The sequence below is a fragment of the Nonomuraea sp. B1E8 genome (assembly GCF_039871515.1).
Taxonomy (GTDB): Bacteria; Actinomycetota; Actinomycetes; order Streptosporangiales; family Streptosporangiaceae; genus Nonomuraea.
Window position 1 is genome coordinate 533,328 of sequence record NZ_JBDPLS010000003.1, and the last position, 25,414, is coordinate 558,741.

The 25,414-nt window shown below is 71.2% G+C and carries 25 protein-coding genes and 1 tRNA gene; 12 read left to right on the forward strand and 14 right to left on the reverse strand.

Annotated elements, in window-relative coordinates:
- Positions 1-12 precede the first annotated feature (12 nt).
- Positions 13-858 (forward strand): alpha/beta hydrolase, encoded by an 846-nt coding sequence (locus ABGA98_RS14345; RefSeq protein ID WP_347618741.1) that lies wholly within the window; start codon positions 13-15, stop codon positions 856-858.
- Between the two features lie 39 nt (positions 859-897).
- On the opposite strand, the gene ABGA98_RS14350 is transcribed toward ABGA98_RS14345, so the two are convergent.
- Complete coding sequence (locus ABGA98_RS14350; RefSeq protein ID WP_347618742.1) at positions 898-2,181, reverse strand: DUF4032 domain-containing protein; 1,284 nt, start codon at positions 2,179-2,181, stop codon at positions 898-900.
- A 22-nt stretch (positions 2,182-2,203) separates the two neighbouring features.
- Between ABGA98_RS14350 and ABGA98_RS14355 the strand changes: the two genes are divergently transcribed.
- Positions 2,204-3,772 carry a DUF885 domain-containing protein gene (locus ABGA98_RS14355; protein WP_347618743.1) on the forward strand — a complete coding sequence of 523 codons (1,569 nt, stop codon included), beginning with the start codon at positions 2,204-2,206 and terminating at the stop codon, positions 3,770-3,772.
- Between the two features lie 43 nt (positions 3,773-3,815).
- On the opposite strand, the gene ABGA98_RS14360 is transcribed toward ABGA98_RS14355, so the two are convergent.
- Positions 3,816-4,451: a class II aldolase/adducin family protein gene (locus tag ABGA98_RS14360; RefSeq protein ID WP_347618744.1), complete on the reverse strand. Its 636-nt coding sequence runs from the start codon at positions 4,449-4,451 to the stop codon at positions 3,816-3,818.
- A gap of 37 nt (positions 4,452-4,488) precedes the next feature.
- Positions 4,489-5,079, reverse strand: coding sequence for a TetR family transcriptional regulator C-terminal domain-containing protein (locus tag ABGA98_RS14365; protein WP_347618745.1), 591 nt, complete (start codon positions 5,077-5,079; stop codon positions 4,489-4,491).
- Between the two features lie 69 nt (positions 5,080-5,148).
- On the opposite strand from ABGA98_RS14365, the gene ABGA98_RS14370 reads away from it, so the two are divergent.
- The 4 genes from ABGA98_RS14370 to ABGA98_RS14385 all read left to right on the forward strand — a co-directional run bounded on the left by ABGA98_RS14370 (position 5,149) and on the right by ABGA98_RS14385 (position 9,002).
- On the forward strand, positions 5,149-6,063 hold the full coding sequence (locus tag ABGA98_RS14370) for a carbohydrate kinase family protein (protein WP_347618746.1): 915 nt from the start codon (positions 5,149-5,151) through the stop codon (positions 6,061-6,063).
- A gap of 31 nt (positions 6,064-6,094) precedes the next feature.
- The gene (locus tag ABGA98_RS14375) at positions 6,095-7,309 is read left to right on the forward strand and encodes an aminotransferase class III-fold pyridoxal phosphate-dependent enzyme (RefSeq protein WP_347618747.1); all 1,215 of its coding nucleotides are present in this window, start codon (positions 6,095-6,097) and stop codon (positions 7,307-7,309) included.
- A 118-nt stretch (positions 7,310-7,427) separates the two neighbouring features.
- A complete protein-coding gene (locus tag ABGA98_RS14380) occupies positions 7,428-8,000 on the forward strand; it encodes a hypothetical protein (RefSeq protein ID WP_347618748.1) in 573 nt (190 codons plus the stop codon).
- Between the two features lie 342 nt (positions 8,001-8,342).
- Complete coding sequence (locus ABGA98_RS14385; RefSeq protein ID WP_347618749.1) at positions 8,343-9,002, forward strand: right-handed parallel beta-helix repeat-containing protein; 660 nt, start codon at positions 8,343-8,345, stop codon at positions 9,000-9,002.
- 81 nt (positions 9,003-9,083) lie between these two features.
- Here ABGA98_RS14385 and ABGA98_RS14390 read toward each other — a convergent pair whose 3' ends face one another.
- Entirely contained in the window at positions 9,084-10,430 is a 1,347-nt protein-coding gene (locus ABGA98_RS14390) for a serine hydrolase (RefSeq protein WP_347618750.1), read from the reverse strand.
- Between the two features lie 161 nt (positions 10,431-10,591).
- Between ABGA98_RS14390 and ABGA98_RS14395 the strand changes: the two genes are divergently transcribed.
- On the forward strand, positions 10,592-12,328 hold the full coding sequence (locus ABGA98_RS14395) for a sensor histidine kinase (protein ID WP_347618751.1): 1,737 nt from the start codon (positions 10,592-10,594) through the stop codon (positions 12,326-12,328).
- Positions 12,321-12,998, forward strand: coding sequence for a response regulator transcription factor (locus ABGA98_RS14400; protein ID WP_347618752.1), 678 nt, complete (start codon positions 12,321-12,323; stop codon positions 12,996-12,998). Before ABGA98_RS14395 ends, ABGA98_RS14400 begins: the two co-directional genes overlap by 8 nt.
- 10 nt (positions 12,999-13,008) lie before the next feature.
- On the opposite strand, the gene ABGA98_RS14405 is transcribed toward ABGA98_RS14400, so the two are convergent.
- From ABGA98_RS14405 to ABGA98_RS14420, 4 genes are all read right to left on the reverse strand, one after another.
- Entirely contained in the window at positions 13,009-13,659 is a 651-nt protein-coding gene (locus ABGA98_RS14405; protein ID WP_347618753.1) for a GPP34 family phosphoprotein, read from the reverse strand.
- Positions 13,628-13,891: a hypothetical protein gene (locus tag ABGA98_RS14410; RefSeq protein ID WP_347618754.1), complete on the reverse strand. Its 264-nt coding sequence runs from the start codon at positions 13,889-13,891 to the stop codon at positions 13,628-13,630. The genes ABGA98_RS14405 and ABGA98_RS14410 overlap by 32 nt, the downstream gene beginning before the upstream one ends.
- Positions 13,892-13,896: 5 nt before the next feature.
- Entirely contained in the window at positions 13,897-14,847 is a 951-nt protein-coding gene (locus tag ABGA98_RS14415; protein WP_347618755.1) for an SPFH domain-containing protein, read from the reverse strand.
- Between the two features lie 140 nt (positions 14,848-14,987).
- Positions 14,988-15,833 (reverse strand): fused MFS/spermidine synthase, encoded by an 846-nt coding sequence (locus ABGA98_RS14420; RefSeq protein ID WP_347618756.1) that lies wholly within the window; start codon positions 15,831-15,833, stop codon positions 14,988-14,990.
- A gap of 42 nt (positions 15,834-15,875) precedes the next feature.
- Here ABGA98_RS14420 and ABGA98_RS14425 point away from each other — a divergent pair, with 42 nt between their 5' ends.
- The 4 genes from ABGA98_RS14425 (at position 15,876) to lat (ending at position 20,070) form a co-directional block, all read left to right on the forward strand.
- On the forward strand, positions 15,876-17,393 hold the full coding sequence (locus tag ABGA98_RS14425; RefSeq protein ID WP_347618757.1) for a penicillin-binding transpeptidase domain-containing protein: 1,518 nt from the start codon (positions 15,876-15,878) through the stop codon (positions 17,391-17,393).
- 62 nt (positions 17,394-17,455) lie between these two features.
- A complete protein-coding gene (locus ABGA98_RS14430) occupies positions 17,456-18,103 on the forward strand; it encodes a hemolysin III family protein (protein WP_347618758.1) in 648 nt (215 codons plus the stop codon).
- A gap of 97 nt (positions 18,104-18,200) precedes the next feature.
- The gene (locus ABGA98_RS14435) at positions 18,201-18,743 is read left to right on the forward strand and encodes an HdeD family acid-resistance protein (protein WP_347618759.1); all 543 of its coding nucleotides are present in this window, start codon (positions 18,201-18,203) and stop codon (positions 18,741-18,743) included.
- A 58-nt stretch (positions 18,744-18,801) separates the two neighbouring features.
- Positions 18,802-20,070, forward strand: a complete 1,269-nt coding sequence (gene lat, locus ABGA98_RS14440) for an L-lysine 6-transaminase (RefSeq protein ID WP_347618760.1) — start codon at positions 18,802-18,804, stop codon at positions 20,068-20,070.
- 6 nt (positions 20,071-20,076) lie between these two features.
- Here the strand turns inward: lat and ABGA98_RS14445 are convergent, their stop codons facing one another.
- From ABGA98_RS14445 to ABGA98_RS14470, 6 genes are all read right to left on the reverse strand, one after another.
- Entirely contained in the window at positions 20,077-21,297 is a 1,221-nt protein-coding gene (locus ABGA98_RS14445; RefSeq protein ID WP_347618761.1) for an NAD(P)/FAD-dependent oxidoreductase, read from the reverse strand.
- 279 nt (positions 21,298-21,576) lie between these two features.
- Positions 21,577-21,801 carry a helix-turn-helix transcriptional regulator gene (locus ABGA98_RS14450; RefSeq protein ID WP_347618762.1) on the reverse strand — a complete coding sequence of 75 codons (225 nt, stop codon included), beginning with the start codon at positions 21,799-21,801 and terminating at the stop codon, positions 21,577-21,579.
- A 158-nt stretch (positions 21,802-21,959) separates the two neighbouring features.
- Positions 21,960-22,032, reverse strand: a tRNA-His gene (locus ABGA98_RS14455).
- A 67-nt stretch (positions 22,033-22,099) separates the two neighbouring features.
- Entirely contained in the window at positions 22,100-22,693 is a 594-nt protein-coding gene (gene orn / locus ABGA98_RS14460) for an oligoribonuclease (RefSeq protein WP_347618763.1), read from the reverse strand.
- 69 nt (positions 22,694-22,762) lie between these two features.
- Entirely contained in the window at positions 22,763-23,896 is a 1,134-nt protein-coding gene (locus ABGA98_RS14465; protein ID WP_347618764.1) for a DUF2510 domain-containing protein, read from the reverse strand.
- A 118-nt stretch (positions 23,897-24,014) separates the two neighbouring features.
- Positions 24,015-25,391, reverse strand: coding sequence for a hypothetical protein (locus tag ABGA98_RS14470; protein ID WP_347618765.1), 1,377 nt, complete (start codon positions 25,389-25,391; stop codon positions 24,015-24,017).
- Between the last annotated feature and the right edge of the window lie 23 nt (positions 25,392-25,414).

The following is a 25,414-nucleotide window of genomic DNA, read 5'->3' on the forward strand; positions in this document are numbered from 1 at the left end:
ATTCTGGTCACCGTGACCCTCCGCGTAGCCGCGAACGGCATCGACATCGCCTACGAACGCATCGGCTCCCCCGACGGACGGCCTCTGCTTCTCATCATGGGGCTCGGCGCGCAGCTCACCCACTGGGACGACGGGTTCTGCGAGCTCCTGGTGGAACAGGGGCACCACGTCGTCCGGTTCGACAACCGCGACGCGGGCCTGTCGACCCACCTCCACGACCTGGGCGTTCCCACGACGGGGGCGCCTTCGGCGTACCTGCTGGACGACCTGGCCGACGACACCGCGGGCTTCATGGACGCCATCGGCTGGCCGGCCGCCCACGTGGTCGGCGCCTCCATGGGCGGGATGATCGCCCAGTCCCTGGCCATCCGGCATCCGGCACGGGTGCTGACCCTGACCTCGATCATGTCGACGCCCGGCCCCACGGTCGCTCCGCCGACGGAGGCCGCGTTCGCGGCCCTGACCGCCCGCCCCGCCGCCGACCGCGCGGCCGTCCTGGCGCAGGCGCTGGAGACGTACGCGGTGATCGGCTCGCCCGGTTACGCGATGGACCGGGAGCGGGTCGTCCAGAGGGCCGGACGCGCGTTCGACCGCTGCTTCGACCCGGCGGGCACGGGCCGGCAGCTGGCCGCGATCATGGCGTCGGGCGACCGTACGGACCTGCTGGCGAGCCTGACCGTGCCGGCGCTGGTGTTGCACGGGGAGGACGACCCGCTCGTTCCGGTCGAGGGCGGCCGGGCCACGGCGGCGGCCATTCCCGGCGCCCGGCTGGTGACCTATCCGGGTATGGGCCACGACCTGCCCGAGCCGCTCTGGCCGGAGATCGCCCGCGAGATCGCCAAGCTGACCTCCGCCTGACTACGCGGGCCGCGCGTGAGGCGCTCCGCCTCCGCCCGCCTACTGAGCCTGAGCGTCCTCGCCGCCGACCGGCCGGGCCGCCTCGCCGGGGGCCTGCGGAGTGTCCCCGCCGGGGGTCTGGGCGTCCTCGTCGGGGAGCAGCGCCTTCTCGTCGGGCTTGTGCACGAGCACGTTGTCCACGTACGACTTCACGGCCGTGGCCAGCCCCACGTCGGCGTTCGCGCCCTCCGACAGATACCAGCGATGGTCGAGGATCTCGTGGAAGAGCTGCGCGGGCTCCAGCTTCCCGCGCAGCCCGGCGGGGATCGCCTCGACCGTGGGCTGGAACACCTCCGCCAGCCACCGGTGCGCCACGATGGCCTCGTCCTCGTGCCGCAGGCCCTTGGCGACCCGGAAGCCGTCGAGGTCGTTGAGCAGCCGCCGCGCCTGGTTCTCCTCCACATCGAGCCCGGTCAGCCTGAGCAGCCGCCGCTGGTGGTGCCCCGCGTCCACGACCTTGGGCCGTACGATCAGCCGTCCGGTGCCGACCTTGCGCCGCACCATCATCTCGGCCACGTCGAAGCCGAGCAGGTTGAGCCGCCTGATCCGCTGCTCCACCCGGTGCCAGTCGACCTCCTCGATGATCTCGCTCTGGGTGATCTCGTCCCACAGGCGGTGGTAGCGGGCGAGGATGTCCTCGGCGGTGTCCATGGGGTCGATCGACGGGTGCAGCAGCCCGCCGGCCTCCAGGTCGAGCATCTCGCCGAAGATGTTCGTGTGCGCCACGTCGATGTCGCCGCGCCGCTGACCCTCGCTGATCATCGGGTGCATCTCGCCGGTCTCGGCGTCCACGAGGTAGGCCGCGAACGCCCCCGCGTCCCTGCGGAACAACGTGTTGGACAGCGAGCAGTCGCCCCAGTAGAAGCCGTTCAGGTGCAGCCTGACCAGCAGCACGGCCAGCGCGTCCAGCAGGCGGGTGAGCGTGTCGGGGCGCAGGGTGCCCGACATGACCGCGCGGTAGGGGAGGGAGAACTGCAGGTGCCTGGTGATCAGTGCCGCGTCGAGCCCGTTCTCGCGGCCGGTGACGTACGCGACGGGCTCCACGGAGGGTGCGTCGAGCCGGGCGAGGTCCCACAACAACTGGTATTCGCGCCTGGCGTACCGCTCGCTGATCTCCTTGATCGCGTACACCTTGCCGGACAGCCTGGCGAACCGCACCACGTGGCGCGAGATGCCGCGGGGCAGATCGACCAGGTGACGCTGCGGCCAGTCTTGGAGGGGCACCTCCCAGGGGAGGCGGATCAGGTCAGGGTCGCCTAGCGCGCCGGTGATCTGCAGGGGCATTTCATCAGGATATGGTGCACCGGTGGACGAGTTTCTCAAGTGGTACTTTTCCGACCGTCCCGTCATCGCCAGCACATTGGGGGCGGACGGCTACGATCACACCCTCGGCGATTTCACCGCCACCGCCTGGACCGCCCGCGAGCAGGAGGAGGTCCGCTGGCACGACCGCCTGTCGGCACTCGAGACCACGTCGCTCGACGACACGATCGACAGAGATCTGGTCCTCTCCCAGCTGAGAGGCTCGATCGCGCTCGCGTCCTGGCCCGCATGGCGGCGCGACCCCGCCACCTACCTGTCCGCGATCTTCGCCTCGATGTTCGCGCCGTTCCAGCACCGCCTCAAGCCGGAGCCCGAGCTGGTGACGGCCGCCGTCTCCCGTCTCGCCGAGGTGCCCGGCGTGCTGGCCGCCTGCCGCGCCAACCTGGACCCCGACCTGGCGGCCCCGCTGCTGGTCCAGCGCGGGCTCGGCCAGGCCCGCACCGGCCGCAACTTCCTCACCCGCACGATCCCGTCCATGGTCCAGGACGAGGGCCTGCGCGCGACGCTCGCCGAGGCCGCCGAGCCCGCCGCCCGGGCGTTCGACGAGCTCGTCACCTTCCTGGAGGGCTTCGAGTGCGGCGGCAGCTGGCGGATGGGGGAGAAGCTCTACTCCACGCTGCTGCGCGAGCGCGAGATGCTCGCGTACGGCGCCGCCGAGCTGCACGAGAAGGGCAAGGCCGCCTGGGCGGAGCTGGACGCGCGGATGCGCAGGGTCGCGCTCGGGGTCAACGGCACCGAGGACTGGCGGGCGGCCATGGAGTCCCTCATGGACGACCACCCGCCGACGCTGGCCGACATGCGCGCCGAATACGAGGAGGAGACCCGGCGGGCCCGCGCGTTCGTCAGGGAGCACGACCTGGTCACGTTCGCCGACGGCGAGGAGTGCCACGTGCTGCCGTCGGCCGAGTACACGCGGCCCGTCCTGTCCGTCGCCCACTACCTGTCGCCGCCGCCGCTGAGCGCCTCACGCACGGGCGTCTTCTTCGTCCCCTACACGCCCGACGACTTCACCCCCGAGCAGGTACGCCAGCGCCTGCGCACCAACTCGCGGGCCCAGATGCCGTCGATCGCCGTCCACGAGGCCTACCCGGGGCACCACTGGCATCTGTCGTACATGGCGGGCAATCCGCGCGCGGTCAGGAAGGTCTTCCGCACCCCGTACTTCACCGAGGGCTGGGCCCTGTACGTCGAGAAGGTCCTGCACGAGCAGGGCTACTTCGACACCCCCGCCACCGAGCTGGCCCACCTCGACTGCCGGATCTTCCGCGCCGCCCGGATCGTGGTGGACACCGCGCTGCACTGCGAGGACATGTCCGTCGAGGAGGCCGAGACGTTCATGGCCACGAAGGCGTCGCTGTCGCCGGGGACCGCCCAGGGCGAGGTGAACCGCTACTGCGCCTGGCCCACGCAGGCGCCGTCCTACCTCACGGGCGCGATCGAGATCGACCGGATCCGGGAGTCGTTCCGCGGCACGCCGAAGGAGTTCCACGACCGGATCGCCGGGTCCGGGGGCCTGCCCCTGGGCCTGGCCGAGCAGGCCGCGCTCGCCTGACCGGCCCCCGGCCGCGCTCGACCCGTACGGCGGGCCGTACGGGTCAGGGGCGGCGGGGGAAGGCCGGCGGGTTGAGGGCGCGGTCGACGACGGCGGCGAGCTGCTCGTCCGTGAGGATGGCCGGCTTGCCGACGCCGAGCCCTCTGACGTACACCTCGCACAACCACTCCAGCAGGCGGGTCGCCTCGAACGCCTGCTCCAGCGTCGGCCCGATGGTCACCCCGCCGTGGTTGGCCATCAGGGCCGCCTGCTTGCCCTCCAGCGCCGCCCGTACGTTGGCGGCCAGCTCGGGGGTGCCGTACGTGGCGTATTCGGCGACCTTGACCACGCCGCCGAGCGCCAGCGCGTTGTAGTGCACCGGCGGCAGCTCTGTCATCGTGGTGGCCACGACCGTCCCGAACACGGAGTGCGTATGCACCACGGCCAGCGCGTCCGTGGCCTCGTAGACGGCCAGGTGCATGGGGGTCTCGCTGGACGGCTGGGTGTCGCCTTCGACGAGGTGGCCCGAGACGTCCACGATCGGGCACACCTCGGGCGTCAGCCGGTCGAGCGCCACCCCTGAGGGCGTGACCGCCACCAGGTCGCCCTGGCGCACGCTCAGGTTGCCCGAGGTGCCGATGACCAGGCCGAGCTCGACGGCCCGCCGCCCGTATTCGCACAGCTGCTCGCGGAGGCTCATGTGCGTCGAATGTAGCGGGTCGTCCGAAAAGCGGCAATTAGCGGGGGTCGAGGGCGCCCAGCATGATGCGTTCCGCGCCCTCCCGGGTGATCCGGCCGGGGTAGAGCAGCAGGTGCAGGCTGAGGCCGTCCACCAGGGCGAGCAGGTGCTCGGCGAGGTCGTCCAGGTCCTCGTCCACGTCCCGGGCCAGCTCGCCGGCCGCGCGGGCCTGCCCGAGCAGGTGGCGTACGGCGGCGCGCAGCTCGGCCGCCTCCGCCCGCTGGACCTCGGCCAGGCGTTCCGAGGTCAGGCTGCGGCTCCAGAAGCTGACCTCCAGCCGGGTCTCCCGGCCGCGCTCGTCGTCCAGCGGCAGGTTGTCGAGCAGCAGCTCGCGCAGCGCGGCCAGCCCCGTCGCGCCCTCGACCTTGGCGGTCAGCCGGGCACGGATGCGCTGGTGCGACTGGCGCAGCGCCGACAGCAGGATCTCGTCCTTGTCGGCGAAGTAGTGGGCGAGGACCCCGTTGGAGTAGCCGGCCTCCTTGGCGATGGCCCGCGTGGTGGCGGCGTCGATGCCGTCCCTGACGATCACCCGGCCGGCCGCCGCCATGACCTCGCGCCTGCGCTCGTCGTGGTCCACGATTTTCGGCATCGGGCTGCCCCTCTCGTAGGCGTACTTCACCATATTGACTTTTTATTCGGACGTCTGTCTATTGAGACCATGACCGTCGCCACCGTCGGCGTGCACATCGTCGACATCCTCGCCAGGCCCGTCGAGCACATCCCCGACGGCCAGGACACCGTGCTGGTCGACCAGATCCGCCTCACCGCCGCCGGCGCCGCCGCGGGAACGGCGGTCGACCTGGTCAAGCTGGGCAACTCCGTGGTCACCATGGGCGCCGTCGGCGACGACGAGCTGGGCGACTTCCTGCTGGCGGTGCTCACCAAGCGCGGCGTGGACGTCTCGCGCCTCGTACGCAGGGCGGGGGAGCAGACCGCCGCGTCGATCCTGCCCATCAGGCCCGACGGCGGACGGCCCAGCTTCCACGTGCCCGGCGCGAACCTCGGGGTGACGTACGCCGACCTGGACGCCGACGTGCTGCGGGGCGCGCGGGCGATCCACCTCGGCGGGATGGACGTCACGTTCGGCCTCGGCGACCCGGCCTTCTTCGCGCTCCTGGACGAGGTACGCGCCGCCGGAACGATCGTCACGATGGACCTGCTGTCGGAGCTGCCCGACCTGCTGGGCATGGCCACGGCGTTCCTGCCCCACGTGGACTACGTCCTGCCCAACGAGTCGCAGGCCCTCCTCATGACGGGCGCCACCGACGTCGCGGCGGCCGCGGACGCCCTGCTGGCACGCGGGCCGCGCGGCGTGCTCGTCACCCTCGGCGCGGCGGGCAGCCTCGTCGTGACGGCGGACGGCGCGGAGCGGGTGCCCGCGATCGAGGCGGAGGTGGCCGACACGACCGGCTGCGGCGACGCCTACTGCGCCGGCTTCCTCACGGGCCTGCTGCACGGCCAGGACGCGCAGGCCGCCGCCCGCTGGGGCACGGCCGCCGCCGCCCGCGTGGCCACCGGCCTCGGCTCGGACGCCGGCCTCACCGACCTCGCATCCACCCTCAGCCTCCTCTAAGTACCCCTCAGCCTCCCCTAAGGACCACAAGATGACCGACGCAGAACTCCGCCGCAGGGCCTCGAAGGTCGTCCCCGGCGGCATGTACGGCCACCTCAACGCCGCCCTCTTCGCCCCCGGCTTCCCGCAGTTCTTCGAACGCGGCGAGGGCTGCCGGCAGTGGGACGTCGACGGCAGGGAGTACATCGACTTCATGTGCAGCTGGGGCCCCGTCGTGCTCGGGCACCGGCACCCCCGCGTGGAGGAGGCCGCCGCCCGCCAGGCCGCGCTCGGCGACTGCCTCAACGGGCCCGGGCCGATCATGGTGGAGCTGGCCGAGCTGCTGGTGGACACCGTGCCGAGCGCCGACTGGGCGATGTTCTCCAAGAACGGCACCGACGCCACCACGCAGGCGCTCATGGTCGCCAGGGCCGCCACCGGGCGGACGAAGGTGCTGATGGCGCACGGCGCCTACCACGGGGCCGACCCCTGGTGCACGCCGTCACCCGCGGGCACGACGCCGAACGAGCGGGCCGACCTGGTGGAGTTCACCTACAACTCGCTGGAGTCGCTGGAGTCGGCGGCGGCGACCGTGGGAGGGGACGTGGCAGCGATCATCGTGACCCCCTTCAAACACGACTCCTTCGAGGACCAGGAGCTGGTGGAGCCGGCCTTCGCCCGCGGCGCCCGCGCCCTGGCGGACCGCCTCGGGGCCGCCCTGGTGATCGACGACGTGCGGGCCGGGTTCCGCGTCGACCTGCGCGGCTCATGGGAGCCGTACGGGGTGCGCCCCGACCTGACGGCCTGGTCCAAGGCGATGGCCAACGGCTACCCGATCGCCGCCGTGACCGGCACGGACGCGCTCCGCGGACCGGCGCAGACGCTGTACTCGACGGGGTCGTTCTGGTTCTCGGCGGTCGCCATGGCGGCGGCCAAGGCCACCATCGAGACCCTGCGCGACACGGACGGCATCGCCGCCATGGAGAGGGCGGGCGCCCAACTGCGCGAGGGGCTCCACGCGCAGGCCACGTCGCACGGGTTCACCGTGAACCAGACGGGACCGGTGACGATCCCGTGGCTCAGCTTCGACGGCGACGCCGACCTGTCCGTGGCGATGTACTGGAGCGACGCCTGCCTGCGGCACGGCGTCTACCTGCACCCGTGGCACAACTGGTTCATGTCGGCGGCGCACACGGAGGGCGACGTCGCCAAGGCCCTGGAAGGCACGGACCGGGCGTTCGCGGAGACCCGCGCCCACGTCGGCTGACGGCGCCCTGCAACCTGGCACCGGTTCCCCCAACACGTTATGTGATCGGCCGGTCACTCGTTAGAGTGGGTGCCTCTCGGAGCCCTCATGCCGGAGGGGCTCGAATCATGGGGGTCTCATGCGCGTGTCCAAACTTCCGCTCGTCCTGCTCGCCGTCGCCTGTGCCGGAGCCTGTGCGGGGCCGCCCGCCCCCGTGCAGAACGCGGCCGGTCCCGAGGTCGCCAAGAGCCCGGAGAGCGCGATCACGTTGTCCGGTTCCGGCGAGTTCACCGACGGCGACACCTCGGCCATCGCCTACGACCGCAAGCTCGCCCCGAAGGGCGCCCAGGCCAGCGTCACCGCCGAGTCGTCAGGAGACGAGACCACGACCTCGCTCGTCGCGGAGGGCCTGCTGCCCGACCGGCGCTACGGCGTCCACCTGCACACCAAGCCGTGCGGGAAGAAGCCCGACGACTCCGGTCCGCACTTCCAGCACAACCCGGGCAAGATCAATCCGGAGAGCGAGGTCTGGCTCGACATCCGCACCGACGACGAAGGGGCCGGCCGCTCGACGGCCCGCAACGACTGGGCGCTCGACCCCGACAGGCTGCCGGCCTCGCTGGTCATCCACTCCAAGCCCACCACACCCAAGGGGCCCGAGGTCGGCATGGCGGGTGACCGCGTCGCCTGCCTCACGCTCGGGAAGGTGTGACACGTCCCGTTCCTCTGCCGGCCCGCCTCCCGAACGTTCAGGAGGCGGGCCGACGCCGTGTGCCGGTCGCTTTCCCGTAGGGTGACGAGTCCTTGGCGGAGTGATGCGCGTCGTAGCGTTACACGGTCGGCGCGGTCGATTACGTTCGGTGATGGAACCGGCGAGTCGTACCCTCTCACCCGCCCGCCGGCACACACCGCATGCCCATGCGGTCGGCTCATGGGCCGTGCTCCTGCGCGACCCGACCTGGGCCGACGGTGGGCGTGAAGAGCGCGTCAGGCCCCCTGGTTCCTGTCCGAGCCGGTCACAGCCACCAGGCTTCCCGTTAACACAGGAGTCCACATGCGATTCACCTCCAAAGTCTGCACGGTCGTCGCCCTGGCGGGGGCGGCTCTCGGGCCCGTCGCCACTCCCGCCGTCGCGGCCCCCGTCACCTGCTCCGCTGCCGCGCTGAAGCGCGCGATCGAGAGGGTCAACACCGCCGGCGGGACTCTCGACCTGCAGGCCGGCTGCGTCTATCGCTTGGTGAACGCCGACAACGGCGCCAACGGGCTGCCGGTGATCAGGGCGGATGTCACGGTCAACGGCAACGGTGCGACCATCGAAAGGGCGGCGTACGCCTCGGCCTTCCGCATCTTCCAGGTGAAGCACGGAGGCAAGCTCACCCTCAACCGGGTCACTCTCCGTAACGGCCGGGTCGACGGCGCGAACGGCGGCGCGGTCCTCGTCGACTCCGGGGGTGCCCTGACGTTGCAGGACAGCGTCATCACCGGCAGCTCCGCCGCCAAGGGAGGCGCCGTCTACACCCAGGGCAGCATCTCGGTCAGGAACTCCCAGATTGTCGGCAACACCGCGACCGAGGTCGGCAACAGCATCGGAACGGGCTCCAGCGCCGCCGTCATCGTGTCCAACTCCACCGTGGCCGACCAGGAGGGTCCCTCCGTCGACCTCGGCAACACCGTCGAAATGGGAGACCTCTTCGACGGAGACGGCTTCCTGTAAGCCGCCCGCCTGCGCGAAGTCGCCGGACCGGGGCCCACGCCGATGCGCGTGAGGTCCCGGTCCGGTTCTGCGGCCGCCTGCTCAGGAGCCGTTGGCCAGAGAGAAGGCGCCGCGGGCCAGGGCGGTCAGCTCCACGCCAAGCGCCGCGTCGTCGAAGAGCGCCTTCGGGTTGACCGCCATCGCCGTCACGACGTACGTCTTCCCGCCGGACGTGCGGGCGAGGAAGCTCTGGTCGTGCACGCCCGGCTCCGAGCCGCCCTTGAACCACACCCTCGGCCACTGCTTCGCCGGCAGCCCGAGCCCGGCGTCGTTGATCGACATCGCTTCGTTCACGTGCTTGTCGGGCATCTTCGCCAGCCGCGCGTAGGCCTGGCAGATGTCGGAGGGCGAGCCGAAATACTCGATCGTGTCCAGCTCACGCGGCTTGTCCCACGCGGCGATGGTGTCCAGGGGCACCTTGGCGACGACCTTCTCCAAGTAGTCCCGCTTCTTCGCGGTGCTCAGCGACAGGTACCGCTTGGCGTGGCGGGGGTAGTCGGCGCCCTTCAGCACGAACAGCTCCCGCGTGGTGAGGAGCGGGGCGTTGCGCTTGTCGTGGTTGCCCCAGGCCCGCATCGTACGCTCGACCGTCTTGCGGCCCACCTTGCGGATCAGCAGGTCGGTGGCCGTGTTGTCACTGATGGAGATCATCAGCTTGGCGGCCTCCAGCACGGTGACCTTGCTGCCGTCCGGCCGGTCCTGGAGCCGGCCGGACGGCAGGCTCTTCGACTCGGGCGTGATGGTGAGCTTGGTGTCCCAGCCGAACGCGCCACTCTTGATGCGCTGTGCCACCGCGCCCAGCACATACAGCTTGACCATCGAGCCCAGCGGGCGCGCCGTGACCCCGGCGACGGCGTGCAGGGGGCGGCAGTCGCCGTTCTTCTTCACCTCCGCCGCCAGGAACCCGACTTGGGGCGCGGCCTTGCGCAGCCGCCTGTCGAGCTCGGACCAGCTCTTCGGGGCGGGCGCGCGGAACTGCAGGCCGTCGATCAGGCCCGAGCCGTCAACGGAGAGCACGACCTCCGACGCCGAGCCGCCCACCTGCACCAGGGCGATGAGGGCGTTGTCCTGCGACTGGACGATCTCCGTCAGCCGCATGTCCTTGAACCCGGCCAGGACCTGGTTGATCTGGTCGGCGGGGATGTTCTTGAGGAAGGAGGCAGCGAAGTGCTTCTTCAGCTCCTCCTCGGGGATCGGGGGGCGGCTGCTGGCGTCGATCAGCCAGCCGAGCTGCTTGCCCGCCGGCGTCGCGGGGATCTCGGGAGCGGAGGTGGCGGTGGAGAGGGCCGCCGCGGCCTGGGCGGGAACCGGCTGGCTCACGCACGCCGTCATGGTGGCCGCCACCGCGGCCGCCGCCAGGGCCAGGGCGGGCTTCGACGGTGTATGCATGGACAGGCTCCTTCGGCTCGATGTCGTGTACCACCAGCGAACCGGAGCGCGGGTGAGCGAGCCACCAAGTGGACCGCCGTTCTCGCAGGTGGGGCTGTCCGTAGGAAATATGCGGATAACCTCATAGACGCCCTCCCGATCCCCCATCACGATGGAGGCTTATGACATCCAGGCTGGTGGCCGGGCTGCTCGCGGTGGCCTCGGCCACGGGGATCGTGGTGGGCATGTCGCTGGTGGGAGGCTGGCCCTCCTCACTGGTGGCGCTGGTGTCCATGGTGCTCTTCCTGCTGCTGCCCGCCGTGGGCTGGTTGCTGGCGTTCAGACGTCCGGAGATCCGCTACGGCTGGGTCCTGCTCGCGGCCGCCCTGTCGCTGGGGGCCGGCACGCTCGGCGTGGGGCTGACCGCTTCCGGCGCCCACGCGGGATTCACCTACGTGTCCACCGTCGGGTACGCGCTGTTCTACGGGCTGGCCTGGATCTTCGTCCCGCTGCTGTTCCCCGACGGCCGGCTGCCCTCGAGGCGCTGGCGGGCCGTCCCGTGGATCTCGGGCATCGCGATCGCCGTGCACGGCGTCGGTACAGCGATCGCAGGGGTGGATCCCAGCAGCCCGGCGATGACGTCCTTGCCGGCTGACCGGCTGGTCGCGGCAGCGGCGGGCGGCTTCGGGCAGTTCGTCACGTGGGTCATCGCGGGGGTGGTGTTCTGCGGCCTGGTGCTCCGCTGGCGGCGCAGCCGGCCGCCCGAGCGCGGGCAGTACGCGTGCATGGTCGCGGGTGTCGCCGCGAGCGCGGCGGGCGGCTTAATGACGCTGCTCTTCCTCCTCGGGCTCAGCACGCCGACCCTCACGGCGATAGCCGGGCTGGCGCTGGTCAGCTCCCTTCCCGCCGCCCTCGGGGTGGCGATCGTGCGGCACCGGTTGCTCGACATCCGGTTCGCCATCAGGGGGTCGCGCCTGCACCTGGTGTTCGACGTGCGGCCGACGGTCGGCGAGGTGCTGTCGGACCTGGGCACCGCGCTGGAGGACACACCCGAGCCGGTGGAGCAGCTCGGCCGGCTGGCCGCCGCGGTGCGCGCCGGGCTGGAGCTCAGATGGGCGGCCGTGACGCTCGCCGACGGGACACGCGTGGTGGCGGGCCGGGCGGAGGGCCCGGCCGCGCTGACGATGCCGGTACGCGGCGGCCTCGGGCACATCGAATGCGGCCCCAGGGACGCCGGACCGCTGACCGGCCAGGACCGGCGGCTCCTGGAGGCGCTGGCCGTGCCCGCGGGCCTGGCGATCCAGAGCGCCGGGCTGGTCACCCGGCTGGTCAACGCCCAGGAGGCCGAACGCCGCCGCATCGAACGCAACATCCATGACGGCGTCCAGCAGCAGCTCGTCGCCCTCATCGCCGGCATCGAGCTGGCCCGCGCCACGGGAGCGGGCGCCGACATGCTCACCCACCTTCGCGAGCAGGCCCGCCAGACGCTCGCCGACCTGCGCGAGCTGGCGGCCGGAATCCACCCGTCGTCCCTCAGCCAGGGCGGCCTGGTGGAGGCCGTCGAGGAGCGCTGCTCGCGCCTGCCCGTGCGCACGACGGTGACCTCGTCCCCGGACCTGCGGTCGAGGCGCTTCACCGACGAGATAGAAGGTGCGATGTACTTCACCGTGAGCGAGGCCGTGGCCAACGCTCTCAAGCACGCGAAGGCCGCCACCATAGACGTACGCCTGTCGCGGGCGGGCGGCCGCCTGACCGCCGCCGTCACCGACGACGGGAAGGGCTTCGACGCCGCGCTCACGCGGCGCAGGGGACTGGCGACGTTGTCGGACCGGCTGGACGCCCTCGGCGGCGGCCTCACCGTCGGCAGCGAGCCGGGGAAGGGGACACGGGTGAACGCGTGGGTGCCGGTCGATGGGTGAGCCGATCCGCACGGTCGTGGCCGACGACCACTATCTGGTGCGTGAGGGCACCCGCCGGCTGCTCGAGATGTCGGGCGAGGTGGCGGTCGTGGGCGCGGTGGGCAACGCCGACGAACTCCTCGACGCCGTACGCCGGCTCGGTCCCGACGTAGTGATCACCGACATCCGGATGCCGGGAGGGGAGTGGCGGCCGGGCTTCGAGGGCATCGACGCCGCCCACCGCATCCGCTCCGCCCACCCGGGGGTCGGGGTGGTGGTGCTGTCGCAGTTCGCGGACGCGTTGTTCGCGTTCGAGCTGTTCAAGCACGGCACCGAGGGCTACGCCTATCTCCTGAAGGACCGGGTGGGGGATCTGGACGAGCTGCTCGGCGCGATCAACGCGGTGGCCTCGGGCGGCTCGGTCATCGACCCGAAGGTGGTGGAGGGCCTGCTGGCCAGGCGTGACGTGCGCGGCCAGCGGGAGGAGCTGACCGGCCGCGAGCGCGACGTGCTGCGCGAGATGGCGCACGGCCGCTCGAACTCGGCCATCGCCCGGGCCCTGCACCTGTCGATCTCGTCGGTGGAGAAGAACGTCAACGCCATCTTCACCAAACTCGGCCTGGAGAACAGCGGGGACGTGCACCGCAGGGTGGCCGCCGTCCTCGCCTACCTGGGGCCCGACCCGTCCTAGCGTCCTGCCATCAGCCCTCACTGCTGGCCTGAGCGGCCTGCACGGCCTTGCGCAGCGCGGTGGCCACCGGTTCGACCGGCTCCGACAGCTGCTCGATCCGTCTCCTGCCGTGGTGGCGTGGCTCCCGCTCCGGCGGCATGATCTTCAGCCTGGCCGCCGCCGCGAGGGCCGCCAGGATCCGGACGTCCTGGTCGAGGCGGCCCACGGGCCGGCCGCCGAGCGCGGCCCGGCTGACGCGCTCGGCGAGTTTGCGCGACAGGTACGGCCGGCGCGGCGTGATCCGCTCGACGGGGAACAGCAGCACCCGCCGCCGCTCCACCCGGATGAGCCGGGCGGCCTCCAGCTCGTCGCGGACGAGGCGGAACGCGTCCGCGCGGTCCTTGCGGATCCACTGCCGCCACGACCGGGGCGGGGAGTTCGAGATCTGCTCCCACACGGCCGCCTGGAGCGGGCCGGGATCGACGGGGGCGATGACCGCCCGCGCCATGCCCGCGTCGTCCGTCAGGTTGCCTGCCACCAGCAGCTCGGCCAGCGCCGCCGCGCGCAGCAGGTAGCCCAGCTCGCCGCGGTTGGCCAGTCGTTCCTTGCGCAGGTCGAAGGCGAGCAGGAACGCCGACCTCGGCAGCGACTCATCCCGCTTCACCCGTATCTCCGTCTTCATCCGCCGGCTCCTTGTCCTCCTGGGTTTCCTCCTGGCTCTCCTGGGTCTTCCGGGGCCGTCCGCGGGGCCGCATCCGCCCCACGCCGTCGGGCAGGCGCCCGGCCTCCGACAGGGCCCTGCGCAGCAGGAACTCGATCTGCGAGTTGGTGCTGCGCAGCTCGTCGGAAGCCCACCTGGCCAGCGCGTCGTGGACCACCGGGTCGAGCCGCAGGAGGATCTTCTTCCGTTCCACGACGTTTACTGGTAAAGCGTTCCGGTGTTCACGATCGGCTGCGTGTCACGATCGCCGACCAGCACCACGAGCAGGTTGCTCACCATGGCGGCCTTGCGCTCCTCGTCCAGCTCGACCACGTCGTGCTCGGCGAGCTTGGCCAGCGCCGTCTCGACCATGCCGACCGCTCCTTCGACGATCCGCTGGCGGGCCGCCACCACCGCGCCGGCCTGCTGGCGGCGCAACATCGCGTGGGCGATCTCCGGCGCGTAGGCCAGGTGGATGATGCGGGACTCGATGACCTTCACCCCGGCCGCGGCCACCCTGACCGAGATCTCCGCGGACAGCTTCTCGTTGATCTCGTCGGCGTTGTCGCGCAGGGACAACCGCGGCTCGCCGTGCGAGTCGTACGGGTAGCTGCCCGCGATGTGGCGCACCGCCGTCTCCGCCTGGATGGCGACGAACTCCACGAAGTCGTCCACCTCGAAGACCGCCTGCGCCGTGTCCTCCACCTGCCAGACCACCACGGTCGCGATCTGGATGGGGCTGCCGTCGGCGTCGTTGACCTTCGTCACGTCCGTCTCATGGTTGCGGATCCTGGTGGACACCCGCCGCCGCAGGGTGATCGGGTTGACCCACTGCAGGCCGGGCGTGCGCAGGGTGCCGACGTAGCGGCCGAGCAGCTGCACGACCCTGGCCTCGCCCGGGGCCACCGCGGTGAGCCCGAAGGACAGCACGATGCCGATGAGGATCACCAGCGCGGACGCCACGAGCAGCCACACGCCGCCCTGCCCGGCCCCCGAGGCGAGCATGGCGATCGCCACGATGAGCAGGGCCACCCCCGAGAGCGTGCCCAGCGCGGACACGCCGACCATCACGAACCCGTTGGCCGCCCGGACCGGGCGCTCGCTCGTGCGCGGCGCCGGCATGTCGATGACGGCCCCTTCGACCGCGACCCCGCCTGTTGTGTCGGTCATGACCTGTCTCCTCCTCTGCCGATTTCACGTTGCTATCTAAGTGATATCACTTTTTCGGCAAGAGGGCGAGAGGGATTGTCCGGGCACAGGTCGGCCACCCCCGAAGCGGGGCGTGCTTACGCGGCGGGGTGGTCCGAGGGTCAGCCGAAGACCGCGGGTGGGGGGACGGGCGCCAGAACGGGGTCGCCGTCGTGGATGGGGGCGGCCCCGGCGACGAAGTTGGTGAGCGCCTCGCCGTGCACGCAGCGCGCCTGGGTCAGGCCCCCCGCCGCCCTCCGGCTCAGCAGGTCGAGCGGGAGCCCGGTGCGGGACGCGGCCACGATGAGGTTGCCGAAGCGGCGGCCGCGCATGATCCCCGGCTCGGCCATCAGGGCCACGTGGCCGAAGGCGGCCGTCACGGTGGCCAGCAGGCGCCGGGCGAACGCCAGCCCCTTGCCGTCGGCCAGGTTGATCAGCAGGGTGCCCGACGGGCGGAGGACGCGCGCGATGTCGCCCATGTACTCGGCCGTGGCCAGCTCCACCGGCATCGTCGCGCCGGAGAAGGCGTCGAGCACCACCAGGTCGGCCGAGGCGTCCCAGATCTTGGCGGTGCCCTCGCGGCCTCCGTCGACGATGACCTTCAGTTTGGGGACGGACCGGAGGTTCAGCTGCTCGCGTACGAGGTTGACCAGCAGGCTGTCGGGCTCGATCACGATGTGGCGGGAGCCGGGGCGGGTGGCGGCGACGTAACGGGGGATCGTGCAGGCGCCGCCGCCCACGTGCAGGCAGCTGAGCGGCCCTTCCGCCAGGAGGTCGATCACGTCCGCCATGAGCCGGACATACTCGAATTCCAGAAATGTCGGGTCTTGTAGGTCTACGTACGACTGAGGTACGCCATCCTTGGACAGCACCCAGCCGTCCTGCCTGTCCAGATCCCGGAGAAGTTCGATCTCGCCGAACGTCACCGGATAAAGGCCGGGCATCGGTTCCCGCTGTCCACGTGCCACGCTGATCCCTCCTGGGAGAACCGTATGCGACGAAGAAGACTGATGGTGCTCGTTGTCGCTCTTGTCGCGGTCTTTGGTGCGGGTGCATTCGCCGTGATGGCGTCGAGCCGGGTCAGAGGAAGCGCGTCCGAGACCGCCGCGGCGTATTTCGCGGCGTGGCGCGAGGGTGACGTCCTGGGCATGGTCCGCCTGGTGCACCAGCCGCCCCCCGACTTCTCCCAGCGGCACTACGCGCTGACGGAGGAGTTGCACGTCGAGTCCATCCAGCTCACTCCCGGCCAGGTGAAGAGCGCGGGAGGCGAGAGCGCCGAAGTGCCGTTCTCGGGGGTGCGCCGGCTCGCCGAGCTCGGGGCGTGGCCGTTCACCGGCGTGTTACGGCTCGGCGTACGCGAGCGGGCCTGGAAGGTGTTGTGGGCGCCCGAGACGCTGCACCCCCTGCTCAAGGACGGCGGCACGCTGGAGCTGGGCGAGATCGAGGCCTCGGCGGCCGAGCTGGTCACCAGAGAGGGCCACAAGATCCCCAACGACAGCTACGCGGAGGCGTACCTCGATCCGCTCAAACCCGAGTTCGAGACCGCCGGCCACGGCTGGGAGCTGGTGTCCAGGGCCCCGGGCCGGCCCGCCAGGCGGCTGCTGGCCCGGGCGCCCGAGGCGAACGTCGAGCGCACCACCCTGTCGCGCCCGGTCCAGGCGGCGGCCGCCAGGGCCCTGGACGGGGTGGACGACTCGGCGGTCATCGTCATCCGGCCGAGCACCGGCGAGATCCTGGCGCTGGCCGACCGCCTCAGGAACAACTACAGCGCCGTGCGGGACGTCTTCCCGCCCGGCTCCGCCTTCAAGACGATCACCGCCGCCGCGCTGCTGAAGTCGGGGCTCGACCCGTCGGCCCAGGTCGAGTGCCCCGGCACGTACACCATCCCGTTCCACCGCACCTTCCAGAACGACGGCCAGGTGGGCCGCGGCGTCGTCAGCTTCACCGACGCGTTCGCCCACTCCTGCAACACGACCTTCGTCCAGCAGGCCACCACCAGGATCGACGCCGGCGCGCTGCGCGAGACCGCGGACCTGTGGGGGTTCGGCCGGCCCATCGCGACCGGCATCGGCGGGACCTGCGGCGCCATGCCCGACACCGACGATCCCGACATGCTCGCGGCGGACGCGATCGGCCAGGGAGAGGTGGTCGCCACCCCGCTGTGCATGGCCACGCTGGCCGCCGCCGTGCAGAGCGGCGTCTGGCGCTCGCCCAGACTGCTGTCGAAGGAGCTGGTACGCCGCATCGACGGTCCGCCGCACGACGACGTGCCCATGGACCAGGCGGTCGTGAGCGCGCTGCGCGACATGATGGCCGCCGTGGTCGATCACGGCACGGCCAGCGAGGCCGGACTGCCCGAGGGCGTGGCGGGCAAGACAGGCACGGCCGAGGCCCTGGACGACGAGGGATCGCACGGATGGTTCATCGGTTACCGCGATGACCTGGCCTTCTGCGTGTTCGTCCGGCATGGGGGATCGGGGCGCCGGGCGGCCGTCCCCATAGCGGCCCGGTTCCTCAACGGCCTGTGACCTCTGGGGCTCGTGCGGGGCCGGCCGCGCGAGGGAACAAACCTACGGTACCGTAGGTTTCCATGACGACCCTCACCGTCAAGCCACGGCTGCGGGGCTGGTTGCACACCGGAGCATTGCCCGTCACGCTGGTCGCGGGGTTCGTGCTCGTGGCGCTCGGCCCGACCCTGCAGGCCCGCCTGGCCTCCGCCGTCTACGCGATCACCTCGGCCCTGCTGTTCGGCATCTCGGCCACCTACCACCGCGGCACGCTGGGCCCCCGCCTGGCGGAGCTCCTGCGCAGGTTCGACCACGCCAACATCTACCTGATCATCGCCGGCACCTACACGCCCTTCGCCCTGCTGGCGCTCGACGGGGCGGCCAGGGTCGCGGTGCTCTCCGTCATCTGGGGCGGCGCGCTGGCCGGCGTGCTGTTCCGGGTGTTCTGGATGAACGCCCCGCGCTGGCTCTACACGGTCCTCTACCTGGCGCTGGGCTGGACCGCGATCTTCGTGATGCCGCAGTTGCTGCAGGGCGCGGGCGTGGCCGCCGTCGTGCTGGTGGCCGTCGGCGGCGTGTTCTACTCGGCCGGAGCGATCGTGTACGGCCTGCGCCGCCCAGACCCGGCGCCCCGCTGGTTCGGCTTCCACGAGGTCTTCCACGCCTGCACCATCGCCGCCTACCTGGTGCAGTACATCGCGGTCTCGATCGTGGTCTACTCGCACAGGTGAACGCGGCGGCGACCCGTGGCCGCCGCCGGCGGCCGGGTCACTGACATTTGACCCGGTGCTGGTCTGTTCTCGGGTGTTTCCCGGAAAACAGAACAGCATGGGTGATATCGCAAGTTCGTGGTGGATGTTGCTGATCCGTGGTCTCGCGGCCGTCGTCTTCGGCTTCCTGGCGCTCATCTGGCCGGGCATGACGCTGCTCGTGCTGGTGGTCTTCTTCGCCGCGTACGTCCTGGTGAACGGGGTGTTCGCGCTGTTGTCCGCCTTCCGTCACGGCGCCAGGTCGCGGGTCTGGCTGCTCATCTCCGGAATCGTCGGGATCCTGGCCGGCGTCGTGGCGTTCGCCTGGCCGGGGATCACCTCCATCGCCCTGCTCTACGTCGTGGCCTTCTGGGCCATCGTCTCCGGCGTAGCCGAGGTCATCGCCGGGATCCAGCTGCGCAAGGACATCGACAACGAGTGGATGCTCATCGTCGGCGGCATCCTGTCGGTGATCTTCGGCGTCCTGCTGCTGATCTGGCCGGGGGCGGGCCTGCTCAGCCTCGTCTGGCTGCTCGGCGTCTTCGCCATCCTGTATGGCATCGCCGAGATCGCTCTGGCGCTTCGCGTGAAGAACTTCACTTCCAGTCCACGTGTGCCGTAAATTTTATGCGTGAGAAGGCGTTCCTCGAAAGGAACGTACGACCCTACGTGGAGGCGCCATGGACGTGCACACCCGCCTTGCCCACCACCTGCTCGTCGACGGTTACCGCCTGGTGCTCGACCTGGAGCTCAGCCGCGGCTCCTGGCTCGTCGACGCCCGCGACGGCCGCCGCTACCTCGACTTCTACACCTTCTTCGCCTCCGCCCCCCTCGGCGTGAACCCGCCCTTCGACGCCGACTTCACCCAGCTCCTCGGCCAGGTCGCCCGCAACAAGCCGGCCAACCCCGACATCTACACCGAGCACCTCGCCGACTTCGTCGACACCTTCGTCCGCGTGCTCGGCGACCCCGCGCTCCCGCACCTGTTCTTCGTCGAGGGCGGCGCCCTCGCCGTCGAGAACGCGCTCAAGACCGCCTTCGACTGGAAGAGCCGCCGCAACGAGGCCGAGGGCCGCTCACGCGACCTCGGCACCAAGGTCCTGCACCTGACCAAGGCCTTCCACGGCCGCAGCGGCTACACCCTGAGCCTGACCAACACCGAGCCCGGCAAGACCGACAGGTTCCCCATGTTCGACTGGCCGCGCATCGACGTGCCCGCCATCCACTTCGGCGACGTCGAGGCGGCCGAGCAGCGCGCCCTCGCCCAGGCCAGGGAGGCGTTCGAACGCCACCCCCACGACATCGCCTGCTTCATCGCCGAGCCCATCCAGGGCGAAGGCGGCGACAACCACATGCGACCGGAGTTCCTCCAGGCCATGCAGCGCCTGTGCCACGAGTACGACGCCCTGTTCATCCTCGACGAGGTGCAGACCGGCGGCGGGACGACCGGGACGCCGTGGGCCTACCAGCAGCTCGGGCTGGAGCCCGACGTGGTGGCGTTCGCCAAGAAGGTCCAGGTCGGCGGGATCATGGCCGGTCGCAGGGTGGACGCGGTGCCGGACAACGTGTTCCAGCTGAGCGGCCGCATCAACTCCACCTGGGGCGGCGGCCTGGTGGACATGGTGCGCAGCCGGGGCATCCTTGAGATCGTCGAGCGCGACGGCCTGATCCAGCGCGCCGCTACCCTGGGCACCGTGCTGCTCGAACGCCTCACCAAGCTGGAGGCCGAGCACCCCGAGACCATGGCGAACGTGCGCGGCCGGGGCCTCATGTGCGCGTTCGACCTGCCCGACAGGGCCGCCCGCGACGCCCTGGTGGCCAGGCTCAGGGAGGAGCAGGGGGTGGTGGTGCTGCCGTGCGGCCCCCGCTCCGTACGCCTCCGGCCGGCGCTGAACATTCTGGAGAGCGACATCGACCACGGCATGGCGGCCCTGGCCGCGGCGCTCTGAACGCGGTCACTGCGTGACGCTGGTGGCGGTGCGGCGCGGCCCGAAGTAGCGCCAGAAGAAGTTGATCAGCACGTTGACCCGGTTGCGCCCGCCCAGCAGGTACGCCACGTGCACGAAGATCCACACCAGCCAGGCGGGCAGCCCGCGCATGGTCATCCCGTTGGACAGCTGGAGCACCGCCTCCGCCTTGCCGACGGTGGCCATGATGCCCGGGTCACGGTAGGAGAAGCGCCGCAGCGGCCTGCCGTGCGCGGCGGCCAGGATCTGCCGGCCCACGTGCCTGCCCATCTGGATCGCCGGCTGGGCGAGCTGGGGCAGCGGGTCCGGCTGCCCCGACAGGTCGCCGGCCACGAAGATCTCGGGGTGGTCGCGTACGTTCAGCGCCTCCGTCAGCGTGACCCGGCCGCCCTTGCCCTGCGGCAGGCCCCAGTCGGACACCTGCTTGGGCGCGGCGACGCCGAGCGCCCACACGGTCACGTCGCTCGGCAGCCGCGTGCCGTCCTCCAGCACCACCGCGTCCGGTTCCACGGACGCCACCGTCGCCCCCAGCCGCAGTTGCACCCCTCTCCTGCGCAGCGCCTCGGCCGCCGCGTCGCGCAGCCGCGGTTTGTACGGCGACAACACGAAGTCGAACCGCTCGACGAGCGTCACGCTGGTCTGGTCGGGGCGGACCTCCGGATGCGTCAGCGGCGTCGTGTGCCGGCGCAGCTCGGCCAGCGTGCCCGCCATCTCGACGCCGGTCGCGCCCGCGCCCACCACCACGACGTGCGTGCTCTGGCGCCGGCCCGCAGCGGTGTCCTCCAGGTAGTGCTGGAGCCGCCGGCGCAGCACCGCCGCGTCAGCGAGGGAGTAGATCGGCAGCGCGTTCTCCTCCGCGCCCGGCACGTTCAGCCAGTTGGTGGTGACGCCCGTGGCCAGCACGAGGTAGTCGTAGTCGAGCCCGCTGCCGTCCTCGAACTCCACCCGGCGCTCCGCGGGCAGCACCTTGCTCACCGCCGCCCGGCGGGCCCGCACGTTCGGCCACCTGGCCGCGAACGTCCTGATCGGATAGGACACGTCGGCCGTGCCCATTCCCGCCGTGGCCACCTGGTAGAGCAGCGGCTGGAAGGTGGAGTAGGGGTTGCGGTCGACGAGCGTCACCAGCGCGCCGCCCTTGGCCAGTTCCCGGGTCGCATTCAGCCCGGCGAAGCCGGCTCCTACGACGATGACTCGTGGTCTCCTCGTCATGACGGGTCCTCTCCCCGCGAACGAACGGCGTCATGCATCCCTATGGCACCGACAGCGGCTTTTAAACCACCACGGGGAGAAGAGCGCTCCCTCCCGCCGACCCTCGGGACGTGGCCTCAAGGGACGGATCGGCCAAGGGCGGGTTCGCCGAACCCGGCCGGGGAGCGCACGACCATGGGCGCCCCGCAGCCCTGCGACGCGCCCGGTCAGGAGGTCACGGGCGCGGGGGAACGGCCCACCGGTGAACCCGTTCCGGTGGGCGTTCCCGGGCGCGGGCGGCTATTTCCGGCGTGACTGCCACAATCCGATGGCGGTGACGCGTGAGCTGACGCCGAGCTTCGCGTAGATACGGTTGACGTGGTTTTTCACCGTTTTCTCGCTGAGGAACAGGCGCTGCGCGATCTGCCCGTTGGACTGGCCAGTGGCGATCAGGTCCATGACCTCGGCTTCGCGTTTGCTCAAGGACGTGAACACGCTATCGAACGCTGCGTCGTCGACTCTCATCCGGCCTCCGGGGGCGCGCAGACGGTCAGATCGCCGATGGCCCCCGTGCTTCCGGCGTTAGCGGTAGACAGCGAGCATAACTCGCATTGTCAGGATTTGGGGGCGTTGTTGGAAGAAAACGACAACGGCCGGTCCCGAAGGACCGGCCGTTCGCACAGGGTGAGTGAAGGGACTTGAACCCTCGACATCCAGGACCACAACCTGGCGCTCTACCAGCTGAGCTACACCCACCATGGCCGCCGCTGCGCGGTGGCACAAGAAAAGTGTAGCGGTGTTCGGGAGTCTTTACGCCACTGGTTTAGTCGCCGACACGCTCGGCAAGCGATCTGGCGGTGGCCGAATCGGGCCCCGGCTGGGCCACGAAGATCGCGGCGCGGTAGTAGCGAAGCTCCCTGATGCTCTCCTTGATATCCGCCAGAGCACGGTGTCCGCCCTGCTTTTCCGGGGCGGCGAAGTAGACCCGGGGATACCACCGGCGGACCAGTTCCTTGATCGACGAAACGTCCACCATCCGGTAGTGCAAATAGGCATCGACCCCGGGCATGTCGCGGGCGATGAACGTGCGGTCCGTGCCGATCGAGTTGCCGCACAGCGGCGCCTTCTTCGGCTCGGGCACGTGGCGGCGGATGTAGTCGAGCACGAGCGACTCGGCCTCCGCCAGCGTCACGCCGCCCGGCAGCTCGGGCAGCAGCCCGGAGGCGGTGTGCATCTCGCGCACGACCTCCGACATCTGCTCCAGCGACTCGGGCGGCGGCTTGATGACCACGTCGACGCCTTCGTCCAGCTGCCGGAGCTCGCTGTCGGTGATGACGCACGCCACCTCGACGAGCGCGTCGCGCCCGAGGTCGAGCCCGGTCATCTCGCAGTCGATCCAGACCAGCAAGTCACTCATTCGCTCTCCTCGCACAGCGGCTCGGAGCAATCCGCCCGCTTGTTACCTCCACCAGCCTAGTGCCACCGGTCATGCGGGCTTGAGCGAGTCGACGACGTCACCCACCACATCGGTGCCCAGATTGTCGGGGACGGAGACGTAGACGATGGCCGGCCGCCGGCCGTCGCCGCGGTCCATGAGCACGATAGCGCCGTTCTCCTTCTTCCACTTGTAGCCGTTCTCCTCCGACACCTTGCTGAAGTCGAGCTCGAACTGCAGGATCCAGGCGTCACTGTCGCCGATCTTCATCGCCTTGTCCTCGACGATCTTGCTCTCGTGCGTGAGCCGGTAGTACCTGCCGAAGTTCATGAAGACGGTCTTGGCCGTGTCACCCAGACCGGAGGCGCCGGTGTAGGGGTAGATCGGGTTGAGCACGCCCGCGTAGACGTTGCCGATCCAGTCGCCGTCGCCCTCATAGTCCTCGTGCGAGACCTTCTGCACCCCGCTCGACCACTTCTGCTGGGTGGGGTCGGGGCCGTTGATGGCGCCGGACTCGGGCACCGTCCAGTCGTCGGGCACCTCGAAGGAGACCCCGGCCTGCGGGTCGGTGACGCGGCCGCCCACCGGCTGCGGGAGCTCGACGGCGCCCTGGCTGGGCGGCGGCTGGTTCGACGGGGGATCGTTGGTGGGCGGCTCCGGCTGGAACGTGTCGGTCGGCGACGGGCCGGCCATGGGTTCGGTGCCGCCGCGGTTGACGAAGACGACGCCTCCGACGACGATCAGCGCGACCACCACGAGCGCCGCCAGCCCGCCGAACACCCACGGCATCGGGTTGCCCTGCTTGGGCGGCGGGCCCTGGCCGGGCCCCGGCAGCGGAACGCCGCCCCACTCCTGCGCGGGCGGTGGGGGCTGGCCGTAGGCCGACTGCCCGTACGTCGGCCGGCCGTACTGCAGCGTGGGGTTGGCCGGCGTCGCCGGCCAGCCAGGGTCCGGCTGCGGTCCGGAACCGGGTGACCGGGGTCCCGGACCCTGCGACGGGGGCTCGAAACCGGGCGGCTGGAGATCGGGGCCGTGCGCCTGGGGCCCGGTGACCGGCTGCCGGGGGGCGCCGGCGGCCGGCTCCTGCGCGTGGGTGGCGTCGGTCCACTGGCTGCCGTCCCACCAGCGCAGCCGGGGCTCTCCATAGGGGTCCGGGTACCACCCCGCGGGGGTCTGCGTGGTCATGTTCGCCAGATTAGTCCTCTCTCGCGCGAAACTCGGACTTCCTGGTACGGCGGCCGGCCCGGGACCCCTTCGTGCCGGACACGGGAGCGAGAGCTCCCCTGGCAGCCGGCCCCTGCGCTCAGCACTTGTAGGTGAAGGTCGCCCTGCCCGATCGCACAGGGCCCGGCGTGAGGACGCGCAGCGTCGCCGTGGCCTTGACGGTGCTCTTCCCCTGCAGTTTCCAGCGCAGCGGCAGCGCGTACGACGTCTGGTCGGCCCTGGTCCGCAGCGTCCCCTTGACGACCTCCTCGTCCAGGCTCTTGCGCCATTCGAAGGCGATCTCGCCGGGCGCCCCGTTGGTGACCACCGTGCCGGTGATCAGGACGGAGCTGCCGCAGCCCTGGGTCTTCTCCGGCGCCGTCACCTCGACCGACGTGATCGCCAGCTCGGGCGTTCCGCCCAGCCTTAACCAGGCCAGGATCGCCCCCGCCATGACGGCGGCGAACACCGCGGCGGACAGGATCGTACGCCGGCGCCGGGCTCGCGAGGCCCTGGCCGCCTTGTGCGGGCGTGCGGCGGGTTCGCCGCGCCCGTCCCGCCAGATCCGCTCGGCCGTGGTCTGCGGGCGCTGCGGCTCCGTGCCCACCCCCGGCCCGAACTGCACGGGCCCAGGGGAACGGCCTGGCACGTGCAGCAGCGTGACGACGTCGCCCTCGTCCCGCGGCTCGACCGGCGGCCGCGCGTAGGCGGGCGGCTGCGCGTAGGCGGGCGGCTGCGCGAACGCCGACCTGCCGCGGGCCGCCCGGGCCAGCGCGTCCCTGCTGATCGTGCCGCCGGGCAGCGCCGACCGCTCGGTGACCAGCGTATCCCTGGCGGCGGCCAGGCCGAGGGTGGTGGCCGAGGTGGCGGCGCGGGTGAACAGCCCGGCGGCCTCCGGCGTGCCCTGCTCGCAGGAGGCGGCCAGCACGCGCGCCAGGGACGCCCAGCCGGTCGCGTCCCGCTCGGGCGGGGAGGCCTGGCCGCGGACGGCGTCGGACAGGCCGCGTTCCGACAGCAGCGCGGCGCCCTCTGCCGTGATCACCACCGTGCGCGGATGCACGGAGCCGTGCGTGACCCCGGACGCGTGCAGCGCGAGCAGGGTCTGGGCGGTCTCCACCAGTACGGCCGCCGCGCCGTCGGCGGGGATCGGTCCCGAGGCGAGCAGGTCGGCCACGGTGGGGCCGGCCGCCTGCGCGGTGAGCAGCCACACCTGGTCGCCGGTGGCCACGACGTCGGCCACCGGGATCAGCCCGGTCAGGCCGGCGAGCACGAGCCGCTGGTCGGTCATCACCGACTGGACGACCCGGTCGCGGACGCCGGGCAGTACGATGATCTTGGGATCGAACAGCAGCGCCCCGGCCCTGCGGCCGTCGGGGGAGATGGCGTCGATCCAGTTGCCGACCTCGGTCACCCAGGTGTGCTGGGTGAGCCGGAAGCCGGCGATTGTGTTACCGGGGCCGTTCGCAGGGTCGTCCATCGCCGTTACCCCCCCGCCTGTGA

Bases quoted from the DNA above. Each gene is read 5' to 3' on its own strand.
- ABGA98_RS14450 (WP_347618762.1), bottom strand. From the start codon at position 21,801: ATGAGAGTCGACGACGCAGCGTTCGATAGCGTGTTCACGTCCTTGAGC.
- ABGA98_RS14445 (WP_347618761.1), bottom strand. From the start codon at position 21,297: ATGACGAGGAGACCACGAGTCATCGTCGTAGGAGCCGGCTTCGCCGGG.
- ABGA98_RS14380 (WP_347618748.1), top strand. From the start codon at position 7,428: ATGCGCGTGTCCAAACTTCCGCTCGTCCTGCTCGCCGTCGCCTGTGCC.
- ABGA98_RS14360 (WP_347618744.1), bottom strand. From the start codon at position 4,451: ATGAGCCTCCGCGAGCAGCTGTGCGAATACGGGCGGCGGGCCGTCGAG.
- ABGA98_RS14350 (WP_347618742.1), bottom strand. From the start codon at position 2,181: ATGCCCCTGCAGATCACCGGCGCGCTAGGCGACCCTGACCTGATCCGC.
- ABGA98_RS14405 (WP_347618753.1), bottom strand. From the start codon at position 13,659: ATGAAGACGGAGATACGGGTGAAGCGGGATGAGTCGCTGCCGAGGTCG.
- ABGA98_RS14365 (WP_347618745.1), bottom strand. From the start codon at position 5,079: ATGCCGAAAATCGTGGACCACGACGAGCGCAGGCGCGAGGTCATGGCG.
- ABGA98_RS14370 (WP_347618746.1), top strand. From the start codon at position 5,149: ATGACCGTCGCCACCGTCGGCGTGCACATCGTCGACATCCTCGCCAGG.
- ABGA98_RS14375 (WP_347618747.1), top strand. From the start codon at position 6,095: ATGACCGACGCAGAACTCCGCCGCAGGGCCTCGAAGGTCGTCCCCGGC.
- ABGA98_RS14400 (WP_347618752.1), top strand. From the start codon at position 12,321: ATGGGTGAGCCGATCCGCACGGTCGTGGCCGACGACCACTATCTGGTG.
- ABGA98_RS14425 (WP_347618757.1), top strand. From the start codon at position 15,876: ATGGTGCTCGTTGTCGCTCTTGTCGCGGTCTTTGGTGCGGGTGCATTC.
- ABGA98_RS14395 (WP_347618751.1), top strand. From the start codon at position 10,592: ATGACATCCAGGCTGGTGGCCGGGCTGCTCGCGGTGGCCTCGGCCACG.
- orn (WP_347618763.1), bottom strand. From the start codon at position 22,693: ATGAGTGACTTGCTGGTCTGGATCGACTGCGAGATGACCGGGCTCGAC.
- ABGA98_RS14435 (WP_347618759.1), top strand. From the start codon at position 18,201: ATGGGTGATATCGCAAGTTCGTGGTGGATGTTGCTGATCCGTGGTCTC.
- ABGA98_RS14470 (WP_347618765.1), bottom strand. From the start codon at position 25,391: ATGGACGACCCTGCGAACGGCCCCGGTAACACAATCGCCGGCTTCCGG.
- lat (WP_347618760.1), top strand. From the start codon at position 18,802: ATGGACGTGCACACCCGCCTTGCCCACCACCTGCTCGTCGACGGTTAC.
- ABGA98_RS14415 (WP_347618755.1), bottom strand. From the start codon at position 14,847: ATGACCGACACAACAGGCGGGGTCGCGGTCGAAGGGGCCGTCATCGAC.
- ABGA98_RS14465 (WP_347618764.1), bottom strand. From the start codon at position 23,896: ATGACCACGCAGACCCCCGCGGGGTGGTACCCGGACCCCTATGGAGAG.
- ABGA98_RS14385 (WP_347618749.1), top strand. From the start codon at position 8,343: ATGCGATTCACCTCCAAAGTCTGCACGGTCGTCGCCCTGGCGGGGGCG.
- ABGA98_RS14430 (WP_347618758.1), top strand. From the start codon at position 17,456: ATGACGACCCTCACCGTCAAGCCACGGCTGCGGGGCTGGTTGCACACC.
- ABGA98_RS14390 (WP_347618750.1), bottom strand. From the start codon at position 10,430: ATGCATACACCGTCGAAGCCCGCCCTGGCCCTGGCGGCGGCCGCGGTG.